The sequence below is a fragment of the Lichenicoccus roseus genome, from assembly GCF_005844085.1.
Taxonomy (GTDB): domain Bacteria; phylum Pseudomonadota; class Alphaproteobacteria; order Acetobacterales; family Acetobacteraceae; genus Lichenicoccus; species Lichenicoccus roseus.
In genome coordinates, this window is the sequence record NZ_VCDI01000010.1 from 22,033 (window position 1) to 45,582 (window position 23,550).

The 23,550-nt window shown below is 68.6% G+C and carries 22 protein-coding genes and 1 tRNA gene; 11 read left to right on the forward strand and 12 right to left on the reverse strand.

What is annotated here, in order from left to right:
• Positions 1 to 23 precede the first annotated feature (23 nt).
• Genes FE263_RS19670 through rfaD form a run of 5 tightly spaced genes read right to left on the reverse strand, consistent with a single transcriptional unit; the run spans position 24 to position 4,604 of the window.
• A complete protein-coding gene (locus tag FE263_RS19670; protein ID WP_138327751.1) occupies positions 24 to 959 on the reverse strand; it encodes a hypothetical protein in 936 nt (311 codons plus the stop codon).
• Positions 956 to 1,756 carry a peptidoglycan editing factor PgeF gene (pgeF, locus tag FE263_RS19675; RefSeq protein WP_138327752.1) on the reverse strand — a complete coding sequence of 267 codons (801 nt, stop codon included), beginning with the start codon at positions 1,754 to 1,756 and terminating at the stop codon, positions 956 to 958. The genes FE263_RS19670 and pgeF overlap by 4 nt, the downstream gene beginning before the upstream one ends.
• Positions 1,753 to 2,742 (reverse strand): class I SAM-dependent methyltransferase, encoded by a 990-nt coding sequence (locus FE263_RS19680; protein ID WP_171034249.1) that lies wholly within the window; start codon positions 2,740 to 2,742, stop codon positions 1,753 to 1,755. Before FE263_RS19680 ends, pgeF begins: the two co-directional genes overlap by 4 nt.
• A gap of 32 nt (positions 2,743 to 2,774) precedes the next feature.
• Positions 2,775 to 3,587 carry a prolipoprotein diacylglyceryl transferase gene (gene lgt, locus FE263_RS19685; RefSeq protein WP_138327754.1) on the reverse strand — a complete coding sequence of 271 codons (813 nt, stop codon included), beginning with the start codon at positions 3,585 to 3,587 and terminating at the stop codon, positions 2,775 to 2,777.
• Between the two features lie 36 nt (positions 3,588 to 3,623).
• Positions 3,624 to 4,604, reverse strand: coding sequence for an ADP-glyceromanno-heptose 6-epimerase (gene rfaD / locus FE263_RS19690; RefSeq protein WP_138327755.1), 981 nt, complete (start codon positions 4,602 to 4,604; stop codon positions 3,624 to 3,626).
• Positions 4,605 to 4,713: 109 nt separating this feature from the next.
• Between rfaD and FE263_RS19695 the strand changes: the two genes are divergently transcribed.
• From FE263_RS19695 to FE263_RS19715, 5 genes are all read left to right on the forward strand, one after another.
• A complete protein-coding gene (locus tag FE263_RS19695) occupies positions 4,714 to 5,103 on the forward strand; it encodes an accessory factor UbiK family protein (RefSeq protein WP_138327756.1) in 390 nt (129 codons plus the stop codon).
• 241 nt (positions 5,104 to 5,344) lie between these two features.
• Positions 5,345 to 5,848, forward strand: coding sequence for a type III secretion system chaperone family protein (locus FE263_RS19700; RefSeq protein WP_138327757.1), 504 nt, complete (start codon positions 5,345 to 5,347; stop codon positions 5,846 to 5,848).
• Positions 5,849 to 5,875: 27 nt separating this feature from the next.
• Entirely contained in the window at positions 5,876 to 6,682 is an 807-nt protein-coding gene (proC, locus tag FE263_RS19705) for a pyrroline-5-carboxylate reductase (RefSeq protein ID WP_138327758.1), read from the forward strand.
• Between the two features lie 51 nt (positions 6,683 to 6,733).
• Positions 6,734 to 7,384: a TetR family transcriptional regulator gene (locus tag FE263_RS19710; RefSeq protein WP_138327759.1), complete on the forward strand. Its 651-nt coding sequence runs from the start codon at positions 6,734 to 6,736 to the stop codon at positions 7,382 to 7,384.
• An 87-nt stretch (positions 7,385 to 7,471) separates the two neighbouring features.
• A tRNA-Gln gene (locus FE263_RS19715) sits at positions 7,472 to 7,546 on the forward strand.
• Between the two features lie 29 nt (positions 7,547 to 7,575).
• Here the strand turns inward: FE263_RS19715 and FE263_RS19720 are convergent.
• Together FE263_RS19720 and FE263_RS22260 are read right to left on the reverse strand one after the other, a co-directional pair.
• Positions 7,576 to 7,845, reverse strand: coding sequence for an HU family DNA-binding protein (locus FE263_RS19720; protein WP_138327760.1), 270 nt, complete (start codon positions 7,843 to 7,845; stop codon positions 7,576 to 7,578).
• 138 nt (positions 7,846 to 7,983) lie between these two features.
• Positions 7,984 to 8,121, reverse strand: coding sequence for a hypothetical protein (locus tag FE263_RS22260; RefSeq protein ID WP_171034231.1), 138 nt, complete (start codon positions 8,119 to 8,121; stop codon positions 7,984 to 7,986).
• 29 nt (positions 8,122 to 8,150) lie between these two features.
• Between FE263_RS22260 and FE263_RS19725 the strand changes: the two genes are divergently transcribed.
• Complete coding sequence (locus FE263_RS19725) at positions 8,151 to 9,020, forward strand: rhamnan synthesis F family protein (protein WP_138327761.1); 870 nt, start codon at positions 8,151 to 8,153, stop codon at positions 9,018 to 9,020.
• On the opposite strand, the gene FE263_RS19730 is transcribed toward FE263_RS19725, so the two are convergent.
• Together FE263_RS19730 and FE263_RS22265 are read right to left on the reverse strand one after the other, a co-directional pair.
• Positions 9,003 to 11,708 carry a glycosyltransferase gene (locus tag FE263_RS19730; RefSeq protein WP_171034232.1) on the reverse strand — a complete coding sequence of 902 codons (2,706 nt, stop codon included), beginning with the start codon at positions 11,706 to 11,708 and terminating at the stop codon, positions 9,003 to 9,005. The two genes, FE263_RS19725 and FE263_RS19730, sit on opposite strands and share 18 nt — an antisense overlap.
• Positions 11,709 to 11,794: 86 nt before the next feature.
• Complete coding sequence (locus tag FE263_RS22265; protein WP_171034233.1) at positions 11,795 to 13,153, reverse strand: calcium-binding protein; 1,359 nt, start codon at positions 13,151 to 13,153, stop codon at positions 11,795 to 11,797.
• A gap of 283 nt (positions 13,154 to 13,436) precedes the next feature.
• On the opposite strand from FE263_RS22265, the gene FE263_RS19740 reads away from it, so the two are divergent.
• From FE263_RS19740 to FE263_RS22270, 3 genes are all read left to right on the forward strand, one after another.
• The gene (locus tag FE263_RS19740) at positions 13,437 to 16,847 is read left to right on the forward strand and encodes a glycosyltransferase (protein WP_138327762.1); all 3,411 of its coding nucleotides are present in this window, start codon (positions 13,437 to 13,439) and stop codon (positions 16,845 to 16,847) included.
• Complete coding sequence (locus tag FE263_RS19745; RefSeq protein WP_171034234.1) at positions 16,844 to 17,794, forward strand: NAD-dependent epimerase/dehydratase family protein; 951 nt, start codon at positions 16,844 to 16,846, stop codon at positions 17,792 to 17,794. Before FE263_RS19740 ends, FE263_RS19745 begins: the two co-directional genes overlap by 4 nt.
• A 280-nt stretch (positions 17,795 to 18,074) precedes the next feature.
• The gene (locus FE263_RS22270) at positions 18,075 to 18,218 is read left to right on the forward strand and encodes a hypothetical protein (protein WP_171034235.1); all 144 of its coding nucleotides are present in this window, start codon (positions 18,075 to 18,077) and stop codon (positions 18,216 to 18,218) included.
• Positions 18,219 to 18,257: 39 nt separating this feature from the next.
• Here the strand turns inward: FE263_RS22270 and FE263_RS19750 are convergent, their stop codons facing one another.
• On the reverse strand, positions 18,258 to 19,688 hold the full coding sequence (locus FE263_RS19750; RefSeq protein ID WP_138327764.1) for an MFS transporter: 1,431 nt from the start codon (positions 19,686 to 19,688) through the stop codon (positions 18,258 to 18,260).
• Positions 19,689 to 19,836: 148 nt separating this feature from the next.
• Here FE263_RS19750 and FE263_RS19755 point away from each other — a divergent pair, with 148 nt between their 5' ends.
• Positions 19,837 to 20,283, forward strand: coding sequence for a hypothetical protein (locus FE263_RS19755; protein ID WP_138327765.1), 447 nt, complete (start codon positions 19,837 to 19,839; stop codon positions 20,281 to 20,283).
• Positions 20,284 to 20,451: 168 nt separating this feature from the next.
• Positions 20,452 to 21,372 (forward strand): alpha/beta fold hydrolase, encoded by a 921-nt coding sequence (locus tag FE263_RS19760; RefSeq protein WP_138327766.1) that lies wholly within the window; start codon positions 20,452 to 20,454, stop codon positions 21,370 to 21,372.
• A gap of 21 nt (positions 21,373 to 21,393) precedes the next feature.
• Here the strand turns inward: FE263_RS19760 and FE263_RS19765 are convergent, their stop codons facing one another.
• Positions 21,394 to 22,269 carry an SDR family NAD(P)-dependent oxidoreductase gene (locus FE263_RS19765; RefSeq protein WP_138327767.1) on the reverse strand — a complete coding sequence of 292 codons (876 nt, stop codon included), beginning with the start codon at positions 22,267 to 22,269 and terminating at the stop codon, positions 21,394 to 21,396.
• Positions 22,270 to 22,359: 90 nt separating this feature from the next.
• The gene (locus FE263_RS19770; RefSeq protein ID WP_138327768.1) at positions 22,360 to 23,550 is read right to left on the reverse strand and encodes an acetate/propionate family kinase; all 1,191 of its coding nucleotides are present in this window, start codon (positions 23,548 to 23,550) and stop codon (positions 22,360 to 22,362) included.

The window sequence follows — 23,550 nt, forward strand, 5'->3', positions numbered from 1 at the left end:
ACTGTCACGCATCAGGGGGCGGGTTACGCCTTCGGCGCCACCTGCGGGCCGCCCGCTCCCTTCGGGGGCGGAACCGGTTTGTGGGTGCGGCCGGAATTGTTCGTGATCACCTGGCGCACCCCGCCCGCCGCCTCGCGCGCCACCACCACGGCGATGTCGCCCCAGTAGGTGTCGAGCGTGTGCGCCGGGATGTCGTTCAGCTGCGCCACCTTGCCAGCCTCCGCCCCCGCGGCGGACGTGACCGTCCAGACGATCTCGACATGGTCGGTCTTTGCGTCGAGATGCTTCACGCCTACCGTGCCGCGCAGGATGAAGTCGGCCTCGCGGGCGGTATTCTGGATGACGTTGCCGCCATCCGGCAGCAGAGCCGCCATCTGCCGCGCCAGCGAGATGTCGCCGTCGCCCGGCGCTCCGGTCACGCCGGGGAAATACACCCGCGCCGGCCGGTTCATCAGGCTGTGCGGATCCGATTGCATCTGCGCCGCCTGGATACCGGTCAGCAGGTCGGCGAGCTTCGGCCCGGCCTCGCCGGCCGCCGCCGCCAGCGCCTGATGGTCTCCCGCCGCCCAGGCGCTCTCCGCGACCGGCGCGCCCTGCACGGTGCCACGCAGATCGTTGCCGGGCCCGAACACGCTGTAGCTCGGCACCACCGCACCCGCTCCGCCGGGCTGCACGCTGGCCGCGATCTGCAGCCGCCAGTCGCCGGGCCGCGCCGGCTGCTGCACCGCCGGGACCTCCTGCGCCAGCAGGGACTGCGCGACATCCTTGGCGAACGCCGTGGCGTCGGCTGCAGGCAACAGCGCCCCACCGGGCGTCGGCACCGCCAGGCGGGACGGCGGCGGTGTCGCAAGCCTCGGGCCGATGCCGCCCGGATCGCCGGCGAACGGGTGCGGCAGGTCACCGCAGGCGGCGAGCAGCAGCAGGCCGGCCATCGTGGCCGCGCGCGCGATCGGCCTCATGCGGATGCTCCGGACACGATGACCGAGATCTGGTGGCCGATCGGGCCGCCGCCGGCGAGCGTGCGTCGCCGGTGGCTGAAGAAGCGTCCGGAATCCGGCAGGGTGTCGCAGCCGATCCAGCCGGCGGCCTCGATCCCACTGACAAGCAGCCGCGCCACGCAGTAGCCGGGCAGGTCGAACTGCAGGTGACCCGGGCGCCGACCGGGCAAGAAGAAGCGCGCCGCCTCGAATCCGGCCTGCAGGACAGCCTCATGGAGATCCTCGCCGACCTCGTACGAGGCGACGCCGATGCACGGTCCCACCGAGGCCGCGATCGACGCACGGCGGGCGCCGAGCTGAAGCATCGCCTGCACCGTCGCCTCCAGCACGCCGGCGGCGGCGCCGCGCCAGCCCGCATGCACCGCGGCCACCACGCCGCGGTCGCGGTCCGCCAGAAGCACCGGCGCGCAATCGGCGGTGATGATGCCGAGCGCCAGGCCGGGGGTGGCCGTCGCCATCGCATCGGCGCGCGGCCCGGCGCCGGGCTGCCACGGCTGCTCGACAGTCACGCACTCGGCGCCGTGCACCTGGGTGAGGCCAAGAAGGCGCTCCGGGGGCATCCCCATGGCCGCCGCCACGCGAGCGCGGTTCTCGGCCAGCGCCGCCGGGGTGTCACCCGAGTTCATGCTGCAGTTCAGGCTTTCGTATGGCCCCTGCGAGACGCCGCCGGCGCGGGTGAAGAAGCCGTGCCGGACCCGGTCGAGCTCACGGCCGGCAAGGAAAGGCGGCAGGCCGGAGCGGCGGACATCCACGGTCATGACGACACCTCCTCGAAACCCGGCGGCACCGGCAGCGCCGGATGACAGAACGCGATCGCCTTGAACAGGCTGCCCATGCGCGACGGATCCACCAGCCGGTGCGCCGCCTCGACCAGCGCGCCGCCCTGCCCCGGCGGTTGCGCGCGGACCAGCCGCTCGATGCGGGCGAACAGTCCGAGCGCGGTCAGGAAGCGTCCCTGCGGCACCGGACCATGCGCCTTCGCGTCGCCGGCCACCGTGCGCAACGCCGGGAAGTCGACATGGGCGGTGAGGTCGGCCTCGCCCGGCGCCTGCAGCGGATCGGCCGGCGCCCCGCCGCGCAGCGCCTGCAGCGTGTCGCCATGTCCGGCAACCCCGGGGCCGTAATCCAGCAAGAGGGCGGCGCCACCCTGCCGTGACAGCCTGCGGCAGAGCCCGCCGACCAGCGCCAGCGCCGGCTCGCACAGCTCGATCACGCCACCCTCCGGGACCGGATCGAGGCGGTCGGCGGGCAGGAGCGGCGCATCGCACGCCAGCAGCTCGAAGCCGCCGGGACCGACGTGACGCTCGCTCCAGCCGGTGCCGCCGCGTACGAACTGCCGGATCGGCAGGGCGTCCAGGAACTCGTTGGCGAGCAGGATGAGCGGTCCGTCCGGCAACGCCTCGACGCTGTCGTGCCAACGCGGCGCAGCGCTCCGCAGGTGCGGTCCGATGGCGGCCGCCTGCAGCGCCCGCAGCCTTGGCGATGTTTCGACCAGGTGTAGCGTCAGCGCGGCGGCGAAGTCGGGCGCAAGGCGGGTGGCAAGCCGCAGCGCATCGGCCATCAGGGTGCCGCGACCCGGACCGGCCTCGGCCAGGATGAACGGCTGCGGACGGCCCATGGACTGCCAGACCACGACCGCCCAGGCGCCGAGGATCTCGCCGAACGCCTGGCTGATCTCCGGCGCGGTGGTGAAGTCGGCGAACGGGTCGTGGCCTGCGTAGTATGCGGCGTTGGCCCGGCCCATGAAGCGGTCGAGCCGTTCGAGGCCTGCTCCGCTCAAGCGGTCACCGCCGGCCGAAGGCGGGCATTCAGCATCAGCGCCAGCCCGGCGATCAGCATCGGCACCGACAGCACCTGGCCCATGGTCACGCCGAACGGCAGGAAGCCGAGGAACGCATCCGGCTGCCGGAACAGCTCCGCCGTCATGCGCGCCACCGCGTAGCCGGCGAGGAAGGCGCCGGACAGGAAGCCGGGCCGGATGCGCACCGAGCGGCGGCTCGCCAGCGCCAGCAGGATGGCGAACAGCAGCACGCCCTCCAGCAGCGCCTCATACAGCTCGGAAGGATGGCGGGGGATGTTGTCGACATCCGGGAAGATCATCGCCCAGGGCAGCGAGGGGGGCGCCGGCCGGCCCCACAGCTCGCCGTTGATGAAGTTGGCGACGCGGCCGAAACCGAGGCCGATCGGCACCACGGTGCAGAGGCGGTCGGCGAACGGCAGCAGCGGGATGCGCTGCCGCCAGGTGAACAGCAGGAGTGCGATGATCACGCCGAGCGCGCCGCCATGGAAGCTCATTCCACCGTGCCAGAGCTCCAGCATCGAGGCCGGGTGGCTGAAATAAAGGCTGGGCTGGTAGAACAGCACGTAGCCGAGCCGGCCGCCGAGCACCACGCCCAGCGTTGCCCAGGTCAGGAAGTCGTCGACCTGCAGCGGGGTCGCCGCCACCGGCTCCCACGCCGCCAGCCGCCGCATCACCCGCCAGCCGATCACCAGGCTGACGATGTAGGCGAGTGCATACCACCGTATGGCGAACGGCCCGAGATGGACCAGCACCGGGTCGAACTGCGGAAAGATCAGTACAGGCAGCATCGCGCAGGATCCGGTCGGTGTCTGGTGAAGCGGTAGTCAGAGATACGGGTCGCCACGCAGCAGGTGATCCTGCACGTACTGCGCGACTCCGGCCTCCAGCGAGGTGAACTGTCGATCGTAGCCGGCCGCCCGCAGCCGGCCCATGTCGGCCTGGGTGAAGGACTGGTACTGGCCGCGCAAGGCCTGCGGCATGTCGACGAATTCGATCCGGGTCTGCTGCCCGGCGGCGGCGCAGACCGCGGCGGCAAGATCCAGATAGCTGCGCGCCACTCCGGTGCCACAGTTGAACAGGCCGCTGACCCCGGGATGCTCCAGCAGCCAGAGCATGATGTCCACGATGTCGCCGACCCAGATGAAGTCGCGGCTCTGCGCCCCATCGTCGAGGCCGTCCCGATCGGAGCGGAACAGCCTGGCCGGGCCGCCTGCCGCGACCTCGTCGTACTTGACCTTCACGACCGAGATCATGCTGCCCTTGTGCAGCTCGTTCGGGCCGTAGACGTTGAAGAACTTAAGCCCCGCCCATTGCGGCGGATGCGCCTCGCCGCGCGCCAGCCGGGCCATCACCTGCAGGTCGAAGGCGTGCTTGGTGAAGCCGTACAGGTTCAGCGGGCGCAGCCGGTCGAGCCGGGCCGGGTCGTCGTCGAAGGCATCCGCCCCGGACGCCGCACCGTAGGTCGCAGCCGACGAGGCATACAGGAACGGCACCTGCCGCTCGGTGCACCAGTCCCAGAGCCGGCGCGACAGCTCGACATTGGTCTGCCAGGCGAGATCGCCGTCGCGGGCGGTGGTCTCGCTGATGGCGCCCAGGTGGACGACAGCCTGCAGTTGCACGGCGCCGGCGAGGAAGCCACCCAGGGCCTCGGGCGGCACGATCCGCTCGGGCGGATGCCGTGCCAGGTTGCGCCACTTGTCGCCGTTGCCGAGCCAGTCCGACACGACGGTCGGTATACCGCGCGCAGCCAGCGCAGCCTGCAGGCAGGAGCCGATGAAGCCGGCGCCGCCGGTGATCAGGATCATGGCGCGACCTTATAGAGGGTGCCGCCGCCGCAGCAAAACCGCGCGAGAGCGATTGGCAGCGCGGCCGGTCGACACGATATGCAGGACTTCAAGGCAGGGAAGCCGTGTCATGGTCGAGCGCAGCAAATTCTTCGACGATCTCGCGGGAGTGGCCGGCGGCGCCTTTTCCGCCATCGCCGGCGTCGGCGAGGAGCTTGGCGCCCTGGTTCGCACCCGGGTCGACGAGGCGCTCGCCTCGCTTTCCCTGGTCCGGCGCGAGGAGTTCGAGGTTGTCAGCGAACTGGCGGCCCAGGCCCGCGCCGGCCAGGAGGCGGCCGATCTGCGAATCGCAGCGCTGGAGGCGCGGCTCGACACTCATCTCGAGTCAGTGCGTGCGACTCCCGAGGGTGGCCAGCCGGCACCGGCTCCGCACGGCTCCGGCGAGGACGGCAGCGAGGTCCCCCCGGCCTCGCACGACCCGCATTCCAACCTCGGCGCGCCCGGCGGGCCGCCGGCCTAGCTGGAGCCGGCCGACGGCCTGGAGGATTCCGGACTGCCACTTGCCGGCGCCCAAGCCTTGCCAATACCGGTAGAGCCTTGATGCGGCTTGCAGTGCGGGCGAGGCATCCATAGGCTGAACCCGGGGGTCATCCTCCCAGGCACGGTAGCGGCGCGAGCGTCGGAGTCGCTTCCTCACGCCTGATACGCAGACGTAGGGGCCCGGATCGCGCCGGGCCTTCCTCCACACTGGGGAGCCCCGCATGCCTGCTCTGACAATCGAGAGCCAGCCCACCGCCGCCAATCCGCTGGACCTGATGGAACAGATCGTCGGTGGCTACGACTGGAGCTTCGATCGCCGTACGGATACCGAAATGGCCGTGGAGGCACCCGGCAAATGGTGTGACTACGGGCTGTACTTCTCCTGGTCGCGCGAGATCAGCGCCATGCATTTCACCTGCGCCTTCGACCTGAAGGTGCCTGCCGCCCAGCGTCGTGCCCTGTTCGAACTGCTGGCGCTGGCCAACGAGCGGCTCTGGATCGGTCATTTCGGCATGGATCCGGATGACGGCATGCCGCTGTTCCGGCACTCGGTGCTGCTGCGCGGCGCCCCCGGCGCTTCCGCCGAAAGCCTCGAGGACATGGTGGATATCGCCATTACCGAGTGCGAGAGATTCTATCCCGCCTTCCAGTTCGTGCTCTGGGGTGGCAAGTCGCCGACCGAGGCGCTCGAGGCGGCCATGCTCGAATGCGCCGGCGAAGCCTGAGCCGGTAGCCGGCGATCGGGGCCTGAAATGACCGAGGCTGGGGCAATCCCGCCCGTGCTGCTAGTCGGCTGCGGCCGCATGGGGAGCGCCCTGTGGCGCGGCTGGCAGGCGCAGGGATTATCGCCTTCGGTGGTAGTCGACCCCACGCCGGCGGATCTCGCGCCGCCGCACGTCAAGGTCGGCGACGCCGGACAGGTTCCGGCCGGGTTCAGACCCGCGATCATCGTGCTCGCCGTGAAGCCGCAGATGGCGGAACGCGTCCTCCCCGCCATCCTGCCCTTCACCAACGACGCGGTGGTGCTGTCGATCATGGCAGGGCGCACCATCGATGGCCTGGCCGCGCTGCTCGGGAACACCGCCGTGGTGCGGGCGATGCCGAATACGCCGGCGGCGATCGGACGTGGCGTGACCGTCGCCTGTGCCGGTCCCGGCGTGCAGCTGGCGCAGCGCGAGCTCTGTGACCGGCTGCTGGCTGCCGCCGGAACGACCGCCTGGGTGGATGACGAGGCCCTGCTGGATGCCGTCACCGCGGTTTCCGGCAGCGGTCCGGCCTATGTCTTCCTGCTCGCCGAGTTGCTGGAGGCGGCGGCCATCGAGCAGGGCCTGCCGGCGCCGCTCGCCCGCACTCTGGCCCGGCTGACCGTCAGCGGTTCCGGAGCCTTGCTGGACGCCTCCCCCGACGAGGACGCGGGTTCGCTGCGCCGGGCCGTCACCAGCCCCGGCGGCACCACGGAGAGCGCACTGGGCGTCCTCATGGCGGACGTGGCCTGGCCGGCCTCGATCCGGGCGGCGATCGAGGCCGCCACGCAGCGTTCGCAGGCACTCGCGCGTTAACCGTTGTAACAAGGCGTCGCTTTCGCCCGGGGCCAGCATGAGGATGCATTCGTGACAGACGAGCAGTTCGATACCGCACTGATCCGCGCCGCGATGGCGCAGGCGGAACTGCATGGCTGGCGTCGCGTGTCGGTGGTCGAGGCGGCGCGGGAAGCCGGACTGCCGCTCGACCGCGCCCGGCTGCGCTACCGGTCGTCTGCCTGCATCCTGCTGCGGCTCGGCGTGCTTGCAGACCAGGCCGCGCTGATCGACGATGGCTCGGACGGCACGGCACGCGAGCGGCTGTTCGACATGCTGATGCGGCGCTTCGATGTGCTGCAGCAATATCGCGAGGGGGTCCGCGCGGTGCTGCGCGCGGCGCCATACGACCCGGCGCTCGCCCTCATGCTCGCTGCCGAGACAAGGGACAGCATGGCATGGATGGCGCAGGCTGCCGGGCTGCAGACGCAGGGCCTCAACGGTGCGATCAGCGTCGGCGGCCTGACCGGGATCTGGCTGCAGGCGGTGCGTGCCTGGGATCGCGACGACAGTCCCGACCTGGCAGGCACGATGGCGGCGCTTGACCGCGCCTTCGACCGCGCCGGGTGGGCGGCTCGCATGCTCGGTCACGGCGACCGGGCGCCGGAAATGGACGAGGGCGCCGGCATGGAAGCGGGACCGGATGCCGGCTTCAACACCGACGAACCGCCGGCCCTGCTCTGACAGCGCGTTTCCGCGTGCAGGGTTTACGAACGGCATGGCGCGGCCCTATCTAGGGCCGCGCCGGACGCGACAGACGGCATCGACCGGTGGGGCGTAGCCAAGCGGTAAGGCAGCGGATTTTGATTCCGCCACGCGGAGGTTCGAATCCTCCCGCCCCAGCCAGTCCGCGACGACGCCTTCCTGGAGAGTTGTCAGATCGCCTTCTTCAGGTTCGGACTTGCCTTGAAGCGGACGGTCTTGCCGGCCTTCACCTTGACCGGCTCGCCGGTGCGGGGGTTCAGCGCCTTGCGGGCCTTGGTCTTGCGCACGGTGAATGTCCCGAACGACGGCAGCGTGAAGCCACCCTCCTTCTTCAGCTCACGCACGATCGCGGCGATCAGGTCGCTGGCCGCCTGGTTGGCCGCGACACCGGTGCAATCGATGGAGTCCTGCAGGACGCCGGCAATGAAGGCCTTGCTCATGAAATCTGGTAACTCCCCTTCTGGCGATGGGAAAGGCAGCTTTGCGAGTCGCATGACACGGGCCGCCCATCGCAGGAAGCGGGTCTTACAGCCGCAAGCTCCCGCAAGCCAGATGTAAGTCGGCCGGCAGGGAAAAAGCTAGACATACACTGCAATGCCGCGGCGGATTGGCAACAGGTCCGGTGCCAGCATGATCCGATCGATCGCGGTCCCGGCACATTCGACACGCACGCCGATCGCGGCGAACAGGTCGGGCGAGTTTTCATCCTGCTCCACGCAGCAGGTTCTGGCAGGAGTTGAAACCCTTGGCCTCAGCCGTGTGCCTGTTCGCAATGCATGCGCCGGACGGTCGCCTGTCCGGAGCGGTCCTGCATTATCTCGGGCAACTTGCCGGATGCGGGCTCGCGGTGCATGTCGCCCTGTCAGGCATGGCAGCCATGCATTCCCAGGATCAAGCGGCACTGGGAGCAATCGGTGCGACCGGCCATTGCCGCGAGAATGCCGGTCTCGATTTCGGCGCCTGGCAGCATCTGGCGTCCCTTGGCTGCATCAACAACGCGGAGTTCGTCGTGCTGGCCAACGACAGCGTCTTCGGTCCGCTCCGGCCGCTCTCGCCGATTTTTTCCCGCATGCAGGAAATCGGCGCCGATGTCTGGGGAATGGTCGAATCGCACGAGGTCGCCTGGCACCTGCAGAGCTGGTTCCTCTGCTTTACCCGGGCCGCCTGGAACACACCGGCGATCGCGAGGGTCATGGCCCTGCCTTATCGCGACATGACAAAGCGCGAGATCGTCCTGCACGGCGAGGTGGGCCTGGGTGCCGCGATCCGCGCCGCCGGCCTGGACTGGGCCGCCTGCCAGCCGGATCACCGGCGCGGCCTGCGCAAGCTGATCGCGACCAACCCGATGCATCTCGACTGGCTGTCGTTTGTCCGGGAAGGCGACGTTCCGTTCATTAAGATGGAACTTCTGCGCGACAACCCGATGCTAATCCCCTGGCTGCATCGCTGGCCGGCCATGGTCGGGCGCTCCGCGATCTTCCGGCCGGACTGGATACGCGAACGCATCGTCCCGCAGGAGGCAGGCCAGCGCCCCAGCCTGGCGATGCACCTGCTTTACATGATGCTGACCCGGGATCGGCCGGCGGCGCTGCGTGCCCTATGGCCGTACCGCTGAAATGGCAGCCTGCAGCAGCACCGCATGAAGCTCCCCGGTCTGGGTGGCGTAGTCGGCAAGGGTATCGCGAAAGGGATTGATGTGACCGGCGAGGCGATCCGGAGCGACGAGGATCTCCTCGATAGCGGCGATCAGCCGGTGTGGCTGGCCATCGAGCGGGATGTGACGGCCATTGACGCCATCGATCACCTCCTCGGACTGGCCGCCGGGCGCAGTCGTGATCACCCAGACATCGCGGGCCAGCGCCTCCCGTACCGTCAGCCCGTAGCTCTCCTTCCATTGCGACGGGAACAGCAGGACGTCGATGCCGTCGAAGAAGTCGTCCAGGCCATCCTGGCGGTAGGCCGGTACGATGGTGATGCGGCCATGCACCTTCCAGTCGGCAACATCGATTGAACTGAAACCGAGGTTGAGCGTGTTGTCGACCAGGACCAGTTCCCAGTCGGTGCCGCGCAGGCTCTCGAATGCCTGCCGCACCAGATGGAAGCCCTTGATACGCTCGTTGCCGCCGACGAAGCCGAAGCGTACCGGGCCGCCCGCGGGGCGCCGTCGCGGCCGCAGCGGAGCATGCAGCCCGTTGCGGTTGACGCTGATGCGGCCGGGCTGGATGCCATTCGCCAGAAAGAGGGCGCGATGCGAGGCGCTCGGGCTGAGCAGGTGGGCGGCATCGCGCAGCACCTGCTCCATGATGGTGCGGCGCGGCTCGAGATGCCGCGCATGCGGAACGCAGGCCTGGCAGACCCTGAGGTCGATCCGCGTCTGGAAGCAATAGCGCCCGTCGCCGCGCACCATGAACTGGCGGTCGCACAGGAACCAGGCATCGTGCAGCGACACGACGTAGGGTATCCCGCGCTCCCGGCACAGCCGGAGGATGGTCGCGCCGAAACCCTGGATGGAATGCGCATGCACGACATCGGGACGAACCGCATCCAGCACCGCGCCGAAGTGTGCCACCGCACGCGGATTGTCGAAACTCGCCACGTGGTCGTCCGGTGGCGGCAGGGCGGTGGCGAACACCGGAATGCCGTCCCAGTCATAGCGCAGCAGCGCATCGCCGCGGTCGGAGTCCGAGCCGTGCGATGTGAACACCGATACCTGGACGTCGTCGCGCGCGTGCAGGCGGCGCGCCAGCTCCTCCGCGACGATGGTGGCGCCGCCGAAGCTGCGCGGCCACAGGAACACGTTGGCCATCAGGACGCGCAACGGGCGGCTGCCGATGGCCGGCAGATCAGCGTCCGGCTCGCCGAAAAGCGGCAGCACCTGCGTACGGGCGATGGGACCCGGTGCGTAACGCGACAGCACTTCGTCCAGCGCCACGCCACCCATGCGCCGGCGCAACCCGGCATCGCGGATCAGCGTCTCCAGCGCCTGCTCCCACTGCGCGTCGGTATCCGCGAGCATGCCGTTGCTGCCATGCTCGATCACCTCGGCGAATGCCGCGCGCGGTGAGCAGACGCAGGGAATGCCGAGGATCGAAGCCTCCTGGAACTTGATGTTGCTCTTGGCATCGTTGAACAGGGTGGCTTCGAGTGGCGCCAGCGCGATGTCGCCCTCGGCGAGCAGGGCGAGATAGGCGCGATAATCGGTGCCGGGAATTTCCTCGATGCGGCCGGCGTGACCTCGCAGGCTGGCGGGCAGCGTAAGTTCGCCGACGATGCGCAGCCGGAGTTGCGGGTGGCGCTCCAGCAACCGGCGGAGCGCCGGCTCGACCAGCCTGAAATCCGCATCGTGCGTCCGGGTCCCGGATCCATAGACGATCGTCACCGGGGCGGTCCCGGAGGCAGGAGCCGGGCCTGCGAGCCTTGCCTCACGCAGACCCTGCGCGATGGCGAGCGTTTCCTCGTCGAGCGCATTCTCGACGCAGCCCGCCTCCGCCACGCCGGCATCGCGCATCGCCTGCGCCAGTACCGGCGTCGACGCGATGGCGCGGTTGCAATCGAGCATCGCGCGCCGGTACAGCCGCACGCCGCGGAGCAGTTCCTCGCGCAACGCGGGCTCGAGGTCGGCGAGGTTGCTGTTGCGGCGGTAGAGCGCCTCGTCGAAGATGAGGTCGTCGACTTCCCAGTAGGGTCGCAAGCCGAGGCGCCGGGCTTCCGCGAACAGCAGCCGCGCCTCGAGGGTGGCGGGTACTCGGTAGAAGATCACCTCGGTGGCGCAGGTCATCGCCGAGAGCGCGTCGGCGAGCCGGTGCCAATCGATGACCCTGCAAGGCCAGCCCAGCCGCAGCAGATGTTCGCGCTTCTGCCAGACGCGGTACTTGGCGCATTGCGGAATGCTCAGCTCCGCCACGATCAGCACCGAGCGTCGCATGATCGCGGGAACCGCCGCCTCCGCATACAGGACCGGCTCTGCCCCGGCGCCGGGCCGGGCCTGGCCGCGACGGGAACCCAGCCGGCGCCGCACCGCCGCAACGCCGTCCTGCCGCAGGATCTCCCGGACGCGCCGCGCCGCGACAGCGATCGGCATGCCGTTCGGCAGACGCCCGGTGGAAAGCGCGCTGGCCAGCCGCAGCGGCGCGGTCAGGCGCCACGACATCGACCGCTCCAGGCCAACTACCCGGGCCCGGCGCTCGTCGAGCGAGCCCTGCAGGGCCGCGATCCGCATCTGCTGCAAGCGCACGCTGTCTCGATAGCTCTCGAGCAGGACATCCTCGTCCCGACCCGGTTGACGCTGCCCGACATCTGTCATGCCAAGGGTCATACAGGCTGGCCCCGACGTCTGACCAGCCGGCGCATCCAACCCGCCGGGCGCGCCGCCCGGCCGGCCGGTGGGCCTTAGACTGAGAAGATCTGGCTCGCGTGTGTCTGCAGCTGGGCAGCGGTCAGGTTGTTGAAGGTGATGACCGTGTTGTCCGACAGCGTGATGCTCGAGCCGCCGTTGCCGTTATCGATCGCCGCCGCCAGCGCGCTCTTCGCCTGGGCCGCGCCGTAGTTGTACAGGCCCAGCAGGTTGCCGGCCGAGCTGCCGAAGTCGCTGATCACGCTGCTGCCGCCGGCGGCGCCGTCGGAGAACACGAACAGGTTGTTGCCCTGGCCGCCGGTGAGGGTGTTGTTGCCGGTGCCGGCGACCAGCGTGTCGTTGCCGAAGCCGCCTTCGAGCTGGCTTGCGGCGCCGTTGCCGAACATCACCAGGACGTTGGAGGCCTGCGAGCCGTCCAGCGTCTCGTTGCCGGTGCCGGCGATCAGGAAGGCGCCCCCCGTCGTGCCGTCATAGGTGACGACGGCGTTGCTGGCGCCGAAGATCGCGGCGGTGCCGCCGCCATTGATGGTCGACGCGCTGCCGGGGGTGGCGATGAATGTGAGCGTCGCGCTGCCGTTCTCGTCGAACACCGTATTGGTGCCGGCGAAAACGGTGGCGTTGCCGGATGCGCTGATGGTGTCGCTGACGCCGCCGACCACCATGCTTGGCCCGTCGAGATAGTATTGTCCGCTGGTGCCGCCGAAGACCGTGCTGGGGCCGGTGCCCCCGGCAAGCAGGTTGCCGGTGCCGGTATCGACCAGCGTCAGGCCGCCGGTGCTGCCGAACAGGGTACTGGCAGTTCCGGCCAGTACGACGGCATTGTCGCCCGTACCGGAAATGATGCTGTCGGTGCCGCCGGAATAGATCGTGTCGTTTCCGGTGCCGGTGAAGATAAGGTTATGGCCGGGCGCCGTGAAGACCACGTCGTTGCCGCTGTTCGAGAAGACGCTGTCATTGCCGTCGCTCATGGCGATCGTGTAGTTGCCGCCACCAGTGCTCAGGCCCTCAAAGACATTGGTGCCGCCGCCGGCGATGAAGAGGCCGCCGCCGGAGCCGCCGATCAGCGTGGTGCCACCGGTGCCGGCCAGCACGCTCATCGGATTGGTGACCGCCTGGCCTTCGATCACCACGCCGCCGACCGCGTTGCTGGTCACGTAGCTGTAGCCGCCGGGGAAGGTATAAGTACCGGTCGAGGTGATGACGCCCTCGCCGGTCTGCCCGCCGGGCACCGAGGCCGGAGCCACGCCGGGTCGCAGGTTCTGCGCAAACAGGCTGCCGGCGAGCTTGGTGACGGCGTCCTGGTAGTGCTGCGCCAGAGCAAAGGCTACGCTACCGGTGACCGTCACCGGGACCTGCTGCTGGGCCGCGCCCATTACCGTTACCACGTTGGCCATGATGCAACCTCACCTGTTAGGCAATAGTCATGCGGAAGACTACTACCGAACTCCGATCAGACCGGAGCCAGAACGACAACTATCAGGGACCCTTCTCGTCAAGCAATGAAAAACCATCCCCTTACAATGGTTGCATATGCTGAGACTATTATTGGTTTATATATATACGGACGTAAAGCACGACGGAAGTTAAGGCGATGATCGCTCGGATATATCGAATTCAAGGCTGCTTACTTATCCACCGTCCCGGCGGCGATCCTGGCGCCCGCGACGGGGAGCCTGCATGACGTCGCCTGATCCCGGCCGGCTGCCGGACCTTCTCTCTCCCGGTCTGGAGCCCTGGTTCCGGCGGCCGAGCCGGCTCGGGGTCGACAGTGCATGGTATGGTCATCTGCCGTTCGCCCAGTGGATCGTGCGGGCAGCGCAGCCGGGGCTGCTGGTCGAACTCGGCACCCACGCCGGCGTCTCCTATGCGGGTTTCTGCGATGCGGTGCTTGCGGAGGGCCTGCCGACGCGCTGCTTCGCCATCGACAGCTGGACCGGCGACGAGCATGCCGGCTTCTACGGCGAGGACATCTATGCCGACCTCGCCCGCTACCACGCCCGGCATTACGGAGGCTTCTCGCGCCTGCTGCGTTGCCGGTTCGACGAGGCGCGCGACGATTTCCCGGACGGCAGCATCGATCTGCTGCATATCGACGGCCGGCACCGGCTGGAGGATGTCGGCCACGACTTCACGCACTGGCTGCCGAAGCTGTCGGAGCGCGCGATCGTGCTGCTGCACGACACCAATGTCCGGGAAGGCGATTTCGGCGTCTGGCGCTTCTGGGAACAGCAGCGCCGCAGCTATCCGTCCTTCGAGTTCCTGCATGCGCATGGCCTGGGCGTACTGGCGGTGGGACCGCAGGCGCCGGCGTCGGTCCTGCAGCTCTGCGCCACTTCAGGCAGCCGGGACGCGGCGCTGTTGCGAGAGCGCTTCGCGCTGCTCGGCGAGCGCTGGGAGGTCGACGCCGCCCTGTCATCAGGCCAACAGCATGCAAAGGTAATCGCTCTCGGCGAGCAAGTGCAGCAGGCCGACCAGTACATCAGGTATCAGGCGATCGAGTTCGGGTTGCTGCGGAGCGCGCTGGCCAACGAGAAGGTTGCCCGGCACCAGGCGGAGCTGGACCGGGACCGGCAGCTCGAGACGGCGGCGAAGCAGATCGAAGCGGTGCGCCAGTCGCTGACGACGCAGTGCAACGATGCGCAGGAGCAGGCCCGCCTGGCGGAGGCGGAACGCGATGCGCTGCGCGACGCGCTGCACGACGTGCACGAACTCGTGGAGGCTGGCCGGCTGCGGGCGCAGGCCGATCTTGCGGCGGCGCGCGCCAGTTACAATAGGGCGCTGGCCGCCGTCGAGCAGCATCGCCTGGAGGCCGGGATCATCCGCAGCTCGCTCTCCTGGAGATTGACCGGCCCGCTGCGGCGGATCGTCGACACGCTGCGGCCGCGCCCGGCACCGCTGGCGATCTCCCCGGTCGCGCCGGCCATGGCGCACGACGCGGATGCCGGCGCGGCGTGGGAACAAGCCGACGCCGGGCCCCTGGAGGAGGTCGGGGCGATGCCGGCGGAAGCGGCATTCGCGGAGCCGCCTTCGACGGAGCCCCGTTCAGACGAGACCGTGCCCGGCGAACCCGAACTGGTGGAAGCGGAGTGTGGCGAAACGCCGGATGCGTCGGTCGTCGTGCGGCCACGCCGGGCCATCGCGCACATCCTGTTCGTCATCGGTGAACCCGGCACGCCGGGCGCCACCTATCGCTGCCGGCGCAACGCCGCCGCATGCCGCGCGGCTGGCTACACCACCGAGACGGTCGATCTGTACGACGTCAATCCGGAGAACCTCGCCCGCGCCGACCTGCTGGTGGTGTGGCGCGCGGCCATGAGCCCGCACATCGAGACAATGTTCCGGCTGGCACGCGAGGCCGGCACGCGGATCGCCTTCGATATCGACGACCTGATGACGCGTCCGGATCTGGCGCGCATCGAGATCATCGACGGGATACGCACCATCGGCACCACCGAGAGTGCCACCCGCGGCTATTTCGAGGGCATGCTGCGCACCCTGCACGGGGCGGATTTCTGCGTCACCACGACGGCAGAGCTCGCCACCGAGCTGCGCCTGCAATGCGACGTCGCGCACGTGTTGCCGAACGTGTTCGAGGAGGAGACGCTGCGTCGCGCGCGCTACGCGTTGCGCCGCCGTCAGGAGACAGGCGACGATGGCGTGCTGCGGCTCGGCTATGCCGGCGGCACGCGCACCCACCAGCGCGACTTCGCGGCTGCGGCTCCGGCGCTGGCGCGCGTGTTGCGCTCTCGCCCGCAGGCCATGCTGGTGCTGTTCCGGGAGGCCGGCAACAAGAACGGCCTGCTGCAGATGGACGAGTTTCTCGAGTTCGAGGGCCTGGAGGAGCGGATCGAGTGGCGCGACATGGTGCCGCTCGACACGCTTCCGGAGGAGCTGGCGCGCTTTGATATCTCGCTCTGCCCGCTCGAGGTCGGCAACGTATTCTGCGAGGCGAAAAGCGAGCTGAAGTATTTCGAGGCAGCGCTGGCGGGCGTCTGCACGGTGGCCAGCCCGACCGGGTCGTATCGCCGCGCCATCCGCGACGGCATCACCGGCTTCCTCGCCGCCGACGACGCGACGTGGGAGGCGGCGCTGCTGCGCCTGATCGACGAACCTGGACTGCGGCGCACGATCGCCACCAGTGCCTACCACGACGTGTTGTGGCGTTTCGGCCCGTGGCGGCAGGCGGAACTGGCAGCAATCCTGGTCGGTGGCCTCGCGCCATCGCGGGCGGGCGATGCCCAGGTTGCCCGCTGCATCGAGCTCGGTTTGCGCCGCGGCGACTATCTGGCCCGTGGCGTTCCGGAAATTCCGCCCAGCGAGCTCCTGTTCTCGCATGACGCGCTGGGCGAGGCGGACGTCACGGTGGTGATGACCTCGTACAACTATGCGGCGCACATCCTGGAGGCGCTGGATTCCGTGCGCGCGCAGACCCTCGAGACGATCGACCTGGCCATCGTCGACGACGGATCGTCCGACGAATCCGTGCCGCTGGTGCTGGAGTGGGCGAAGCTGCATCGCAACCGGTTCAACCGCATCCGTATCCTGCGCACGCTCGGCAATGCCGGGCTCGGCGGCGCTCGCAACGTGGTGTTCGATGCCGCGGAAACTCAGTGGCTGATGGCGCTCGATTCCGACAACCGGCTGCTGCCGGAGGCCTGCGAGACGTTGCTGCGGGCGGTGCGGGAGCAGCCGCGTGCCGCCTTCGCATACCCGCGCCTGCGCCAGTTCGGCGACAGCGACGCCATCATGGGGGAACACCCGTTCGAGCCATGGCGGCTGCAGGTCGGCAACTACATCGACGCCATGGCGATGATCGCGAAATGGGCATGGGCGGCGGCGGGCGGCTACTATGTCCGGCGCAACGCCATGGGCTGGGAGGATTTCGATCTCTGGCTCAACCTGGTCGAACTCGGGCAATTCGGCGTCGCGGTCCCGGAGGTACTCGCCGAATACCGGGTGCATGCGAGCTCGATGGTCAACGCGATCACCGAGCAGGCGGCCAACAAGCAGGAGATGGTGGCGTTCGTCGAGGAGCGGCATTCCTGGTTGCGGCTACGTACCCGCACGGCGCGCCAGCGGGTCACTTGAGCGCCTACGCCGACTTCCCGACGTCGGATCGCTGCCTCGTCCTGGGTGCCGGCGGCTTCATCGGCACCAACCTCTGCCTCGCCCTGCGGGCGCGTGGCGTGCCGGTGACCGGCTTTGGACGCAGCGCCAGGCCAGCCGTGCTCGATGATATCGACTGGGTTCGTGGCTCGCTCGATGCGACGCCCTGGGACCGGCGGCTCGAGCGGCTGGTCGGTGGCCATGCCCATGTCTTCGACCTGATCGGCGCCGGGCTGCCGAACAGCTCGAACGACAACCCGGCGCAGATCGTCGCCGATGCGGTGCCCGCGAAGGTGAGGCTGCTGGAAGCGTGCCGCGTCGCCGGCGTCCGTCGCTACCTCTTCGCCTCTTCCGGCGGAACCGTCTACGGCGTCACCGGCACGCAGCCGGTGGCCGAGGACACCCCCACCGAGCCGATCTCCGCCTATGGCATCGGCAAGCTGGTGGTGGAGAAGTATCTCTCGCTGTACCGGCACCTGTATGGCCTGGAATCCCGCACCCTGCGGATCGCCAATGCATACGGGCCGTTCCAGGAATCGCGTAACGGGCAGGGACTGGTGGCGGCGCTGCTGCGTCGCCTGCTGGCCGACCAGCCGGTCGAGATCTGGGGCGACGGCCGGATCGTCCGCGACTACATCCACATAGACGACGTGGTGGACGCCATGCTCGCCTGCCTCGTGCATGAGGGGCCCGGCAGGGTGTTCAATGTCGGCAGCGGCACAGGACGCAGCGTCGCCGAGGTGATCGCCGATGCCGCCCGCGTCACCGGACGTAGCCCCCGCCTGATCCGGCGCGAACCCCGCGGCGCCGACGTGCCGGTCAACATCCTCGACAGCTCTCGCCTGATGCGCGAGGCGCAATGGGCGCCGAGGACATCCTGGGAAGCCGGACTTGCCTCGACAGCCGAGTGGATCGCGCGCTCAGGCTGACCAGACGACGCGCCGCGATCAACAGGGTGCGGGCTGGCCGCAAGCGCTGCAGAAGGTCGCGACCACGAGCATTCAAAAGAAAGTCAGTATTCCAGCTTTCACGACTATGATATTATTATGAACATAGTTGAGAACTTGCGAGTTAATAGGTCGTGAGACGGGATTGAGCAGTTGAACCGCATCCCGGAGAAGGTCATTGACGGGTCTGCGAACCCTCCGACCTCGGCAAGAACCCATGCTGCTGAAATTCTTTCGATGCCCCCGTCTGCACTTCGACGGCATGGCCTGGACGATCCGGGTCGGCTTCCGGATCGTTTCTGGCCCGTTCCGCTACGGCGTCGATGCCGAGCGCATGCTGATGGTCCATGAGCGGCTGATCGCGGTTCGTGCCGCGAGGCGTGCCACCCGCCTCGTGGCCGCCTGACAGCGCAGCATCCCCGGGGAGAGCCGGCCCGGACTTCGTCTAGGCTGACAGCACCTCGGCGACCTCTTCCAGCGACTTGCCTTCCGCATCGATTCCGAGGGTAAACTCAGCCAGCGCGCCGCAGCCCATCAGGAAGGCCGCGATCAGGTAGCCTATGCTGACCGACCAGGCTTCGCCGGTTCCGATCAGTCGGCCCAGCACGTAGGGCGCACCAAGACCGCCCATCCCCGTGCCGATCGCATAGAATACTGCGATCGCCATCGCCCTGGTCTCCAGGGGAAATATCTCGCTCGCGGTGAGATAGGCGCCACAGGCTGCCGACGACGAGACGAAGAAGATCGCCATCCAGAGCAAGGTCTGGGTCAGGGCGTCCAGCATCCCGAGGCCGAACAGCACCGCCGTCACCACCAGCAGGACGGAAGAGGCGGCAAACGTGCCACCGATCATCCGCCGGCGGCCGACGCTGTCGAACAGCGGCCCGAGGATGAACGGACCGAACAGGTTGCCCGCCGCCAGCGGCAGGATATGCAGGCCGATCCGGTCCACCGGCACGGCATAGAATTTGGTCAGCACCAGCCCGTAGGTGAAGAAGATCGCATTGAACAGGAAGGCCTGCGACAGCATCAGCACCATCACCAGGAAGCTGCGCTTGCGGTGGGTGACCAGCATCGCATGCAGCACGACGCCGAGGCCGAAGCTCCGGCGCGGTCGGATCGACAGCGTGCCGCGCGGTGGTGGCAGCGTGTGGCCGAGACTGCGCACCGCGTGCTCGATCCTCGCCGTCGCAACCTCGGCCTCCGGCAGATAACCATGCGTGACCAGCCAGCGCGGGCTCTCCGGCACGAACCGGCGCAGCCAGATCACCGGCAGGCCGAGGATGCCGCCGACCGCAAAGCCCAGCCGCCAGCCGAGATTGGGCGGAATGAAGTCATGGTTGGTGACCAGCAAAGAGGCTACCGCGCCGAGTGCCGCCCCGGCCCAGTAGCTGGCATTGACCGCAAGGTTGACGCGGCCGCGCATGTGGGCCGGGGTCATTTCGTCCACGGCGGAGTTGATCGCGGCGTATTCGCCACCGATGCCGATCCCGGTCAACATGCGCGACAGGTCGAAGCTGATCACGTCGAACGAGCAGGCCGAGCCAAGCACGCCCAGCACATAGACGCCAAGGGTGACGGCGAAGACCGACCGTCGCCCGACCCGGTCGGTCAGCCAGCCGAACAGCAGGGCGCCGCCGACCGCTCCCGCGATGTAGGCGGAAGCCGCGCCACCGACTTCGCCCGAGCTCAGGTTGAGGGCGCCATGTCCCTGCAGAGCCGGCCCGATCGAGCCGACGATGGTGACCTCGAGCCCGTCCAGGATCCATGTCACGCCAAGCGCGATGATCACCATCAGGTGGAAGCGGCTCCAGGGCAGCCGGTCGAGCCTGGCCGGAATATCGGTCTCGATGCGCTGCGTTGGCATTGACGCCATGGGCCGTTCCTCTCCGACGCGTGCCTTATGCGGCACCTGACCGGCTGGAACGTCGCAAGCCCGGCTTTGTTCGGTGCAGTACGGAACCACGGCCGGCCTGTGCTAAGTCAGGCGCACGGGCGTCCCTTCTGCCTGAGAGGATTTCACCATGACCCGGATTTCGATCGGTGACCGTGTCTCCGACCTTGCCGGCTCGCATGCCGGGAAGCTCGTCGATATCGACGGCACGACCGGCTACGTCATGCAGGAGAATGGCGTCGAGCTGGAATTTCCACTTGACCGCCTGAAACCCTACGAAGCGCCCAAGGCAACGGAGCACCGCACCCTGTCCGGCCCGCTGCGGGACCGGACCCTGAGCCCGGCGCAGAAAACGCTGCTGGCCTCCGTTCCGGCCGAGCTGGTTGCAGCCATCGCGAAAAGCTACGAGTCCGATCCGGAGACCGCCGGCTCGCGACCGAAATTCGCCGAGCTTCCCGATCAGAAGAAGCTCGAGGTCATCCGCATCCATCTGCCATCGTTGCCGCAGCGGGTGCTGGCGCCGCATGTGAAGCTGGTGGTGGCAATGCGCGACCTGGCCAAGGCTGGGCGGTCGTGAAACTCGTTCCGGATGCGGACATGGCCTGCGCGGGTCTTCAAGATCCGGGGAGCTTGCTTACGCTTCACGATCGGTTGTCGCGAATTTTCTGATCAAATCTGAAACCCGCTTCATCTGTTGCGTCGGCTGCGGGCGCCCGACGATCGTCGCCCAACCGGGAGACCGACCATGAAGCGCCTTGCTTTTGCCCTGTCATCGCTGCTGGGCGTCGCGCCGTTCGCAACGGCACTCGCGCAATCCGCAGCACCGCCGACCCAGCAGCAGGCCCAGGCCGCGGACACCCGCCAGGGTGGTACGTTCAACGCCTACGGGTCGCAGATCTTCTATCAGGTCAGCGGGAGCGGCACGCCGCTGGTGCTGATCCATGGCTATCCGCTGAACGGCGGGTTGTTCGCCTACCAGCAGGCCGGACTGGCCTCGCGGTTCCAGGTGATCACCCTCGATTTGCCGGGCTTCGGCAAGTCGTCGCCGATTGTCGGCGGTGTCGGCTCGACCGCGATCTATGCCCGATACGTGATCGCCCTGCTCGACCATCTCGGCATCCAGAAGGCCGTCATCGGCGGCCACTCGATGGGGGGCATCATCACGCAGGAAGTCTATCGGGAGGCCTCCAACCGCTTTGCCGGCATGATCCTGATCGACACCATCTCGCAGCCGGCCTCGATCATCGAGCAGTCCGAATGGGCGGGCTTCGGGGTCCAGGCGACCCGCCAGGGCGTGCCGTCCGTGCTCCCCAACCTGGTGCCGATGCTGCTCACCGGCAACACGCTGCTCAACATCCCGGCGGTCGGCACGGCGATCGAAAACATCATCGACGAGGCCTCGGTCTCCGGCATGCAGACCGGCGCGGAGACCCTGGCCCTGCGTCCGGACTACCGCCCGGTGCTGCCGACGATCAGCGTGCCCACCCTGGTGCTGGAGGGCGTGGATGACGGTGTCTATGCATTTCCCATCGCACAGTCGATCCAGGCCGCCATCCCGGGCGCCACGCTGTCGCTGATCCCGGACGCCGGCCATGTCAGCATCTTCGAACAGCCCGCCGCAGCCAACCAGGCCATCACCGCCTGGGCCGACGCCGCGAAGCTTTAGCCGGGGCTCTGGGGGCGCCGCTCAGGCGCTCCCGTTGGCGCTGTCCCCTGCCGTGACCGAATAGGTCGCGCCGCTCGCCATCCGTGCCGCGTCGGATGCGAGGAACACCACCATCGGCGCCACATCCTCGGCCGAGATCCAAGGCACGCCGAGCGGCGACTTAGCCGTGAGCGCCTCGCGGGCCGCCGCCTCGTCCTTCGCCACATCGCCGCTGGGCTGCTTGCCGGCGGTCTGCAGCGCCTGCGCATACCGATCCTCGTGGCGCGTCAGCACGGTATCGATCAACCCGGGGATCAGGGCGTTGACGGTGATCCCATGTTCGCCGAGTTCCATAGCGGCGGACTTCATCAAGCCGATGATCCCCCATTTGGACGCCGAGTAGGCAGAGCCGTTCTTGGTGCCGTGCTGCCCCTGGGTGGAGGAAGTGACGATGATCCGCCCACCGCCACGCTCGACCAGCAGCGGCGCAAAGGCGCGCACCGCATTCATGGTGCCGGTCAGGTTGATGTCGATCTGGTCGTCCCAGTCCGGATCCTCCATCTCCAGGATCGGCTTGAAAGCCTGGATGCCGCCGTTGGCAAACAGGATATCGACCCCACCCAGCTCCGCCTTGACCGCCGCGGCGGCGGCACGCAACGCCGGGCGATCGCGCTGGTCCAGGGTGATCGCCTTCCAGCGCCGACCTGCTGCCTCAACCTGACGACCGGTTTCTGCGAGATCCTCGACGCTGGCGGAGGCAAAGTCGACATGCACGCTGGCGGACCCGGCGATGTCGATCCCCACCACGTCGGCGCCGGCGCGCGCCATCGCCACCGCGGCGGCCCGGCCGATCCCGCGCGCGGCGCCGGTGACGACGGCGATCTTGTCGGCAAGGCTGAACAGGTTGCTCTCGGTCATGCTGGATCTCCGGAAACCAACGATCGTGAACGACAAGGTCCGGCTGCGTTTGCGCGCATCCCGGGAATGTGTCCGTCGCCCACCAGGCGATCAGTGCCTGGACTGCAGCATGGCGATGGTGTGCTGCGCGATCATCGCCTCCTCGTCGGTCGGGATCACCCAGACCGCAACCCGGCTCCCGGCGGCGCTGATCCGCCCGTTGCCTGCGTGGTTCAGGCGCTGGTCGAGAGCGATGCCAAGCCAGTCGAGCTTCGCACAGGCCGCCGCGCGGATCGCCGGCGCGTGCTCGCCGATGCCGGCGGTGAACACCAGCCCGTCCAGGCCGCCGAGCGTTGCGACCAGGCCACCCGCGAGCTGCACGAAGCGATAGATGAACAGCGCCACCGCCTCGGCGGCGGCCGGCTCGGAGCTCTCCAGCAGGGCGCGCATATCGCTGTCGAGGCCCGACACGCCGAGCAGGCCGGACCGCCGGTAGAGCAGGTCCTCGAGCTGGCTTGCCGACAGGCCGCCAGATTGCTGCAGGTAGAGCAACGCACCGGGATCGATGCTGCCGCAGCGTGTGCCCATCACCAGCCCGTCCAGCGCGGTGAAGCCCATGGTGGTGTCCTGGCTGGCGCCGCCGTGCATGGCGCACAGGCTGGCGCCGTTGCCGAGATGCGCCACGATGACGCGGCCCTCCGCCAGCGCCGGTGCCACCGTCGCCAGCCGCCCGGCGATATATTCGTAGCTCAGGCCGTGGAAGCCGTAGCGGCGCACGCCGTCGCTCTCGTAGCGGCGCGGCAGCGCCAGGCGGGTGGCGACGGCGGGCATGGTGCGGTGGAAGGCGGTGTCGAAGCAGGCCACCTGCGCCAGGTCCGGCCGCGCCCGGGCGATGGCGCGGATCGGCGACAGGCTATGCGGCTGGTGCAGCGGCGCCAGCGGAGTGAGACGGTCGAGATCGTCCAGCAGCGCGTCCGTGACCCGCTCCGGCGCCCCGTGCGCGGCGCCGCCATGCACGACGCGATGGCCGACGCCGACCAGCCGGTCGGACCCGAGATGGTGGTCGACCCAGTCGAGCAGGGTGCCGAGCAGCGCTTCATGGTCCGGCGCCTCGCCATGCGTCCAGCGCTGCTCCGACAGCATCGCCCCGGACGGATCGCGCGCGGTGAAATGCGGCTTCCCGCCAAGTCCCTCGATCTGCCCGTGCAAGAGCGGTTTCGCCGCGTGGCCGGCCGCGATCTCGTAGAGCGCGAACTTGATCGAGGAGGATCCGGCATTCAGCGCCAGGACGGCATCGTTCAT

Bases quoted from the DNA above. Each gene is read 5' to 3' on its own strand.
- pgeF (WP_138327752.1), bottom strand. From the start codon at position 1,756: ATGACCGTGGATGTCCGCCGCTCCGGCCTGCCGCCTTTCCTTGCCGGC.
- FE263_RS19720 (WP_138327760.1), bottom strand. From the start codon at position 7,845: ATGAGCAAGGCCTTCATTGCCGGCGTCCTGCAGGACTCCATCGATTGC.
- FE263_RS19765 (WP_138327767.1), bottom strand. From the start codon at position 22,269: ATGACCGAGAGCAACCTGTTCAGCCTTGCCGACAAGATCGCCGTCGTC.
- lgt (WP_138327754.1), bottom strand. From the start codon at position 3,587: ATGCTGCCTGTACTGATCTTTCCGCAGTTCGACCCGGTGCTGGTCCAT.
- FE263_RS19740 (WP_138327762.1), top strand. From the start codon at position 13,437: ATGACGTCGCCTGATCCCGGCCGGCTGCCGGACCTTCTCTCTCCCGGT.
- FE263_RS19730 (WP_171034232.1), bottom strand. From the start codon at position 11,708: ATGACAGATGTCGGGCAGCGTCAACCGGGTCGGGACGAGGATGTCCTG.
- FE263_RS19680 (WP_171034249.1), bottom strand. From the start codon at position 2,742: ATGGGCCGGGCCAACGCCGCATACTACGCAGGCCACGACCCGTTCGCC.
- FE263_RS19770 (WP_138327768.1), bottom strand. From the start codon at position 23,550: ATGAACGATGCCGTCCTGGCGCTGAATGCCGGATCCTCCTCGATCAAG.
- FE263_RS19700 (WP_138327757.1), top strand. From the start codon at position 5,345: ATGCCTGCTCTGACAATCGAGAGCCAGCCCACCGCCGCCAATCCGCTG.
- FE263_RS19760 (WP_138327766.1), top strand. From the start codon at position 20,452: ATGAAGCGCCTTGCTTTTGCCCTGTCATCGCTGCTGGGCGTCGCGCCG.
- FE263_RS19695 (WP_138327756.1), top strand. From the start codon at position 4,714: ATGGTCGAGCGCAGCAAATTCTTCGACGATCTCGCGGGAGTGGCCGGC.
- FE263_RS19755 (WP_138327765.1), top strand. From the start codon at position 19,837: ATGACCCGGATTTCGATCGGTGACCGTGTCTCCGACCTTGCCGGCTCG.
- proC (WP_138327758.1), top strand. From the start codon at position 5,876: ATGACCGAGGCTGGGGCAATCCCGCCCGTGCTGCTAGTCGGCTGCGGC.
- rfaD (WP_138327755.1), bottom strand. From the start codon at position 4,604: ATGATCCTGATCACCGGCGGCGCCGGCTTCATCGGCTCCTGCCTGCAG.
- FE263_RS19750 (WP_138327764.1), bottom strand. From the start codon at position 19,688: ATGGCGTCAATGCCAACGCAGCGCATCGAGACCGATATTCCGGCCAGG.
- FE263_RS22270 (WP_171034235.1), top strand. From the start codon at position 18,075: ATGGCCTGGACGATCCGGGTCGGCTTCCGGATCGTTTCTGGCCCGTTC.
- FE263_RS22265 (WP_171034233.1), bottom strand. From the start codon at position 13,153: ATGGCCAACGTGGTAACGGTAATGGGCGCGGCCCAGCAGCAGGTCCCG.
- FE263_RS19670 (WP_138327751.1), bottom strand. From the start codon at position 959: ATGAGGCCGATCGCGCGCGCGGCCACGATGGCCGGCCTGCTGCTGCTC.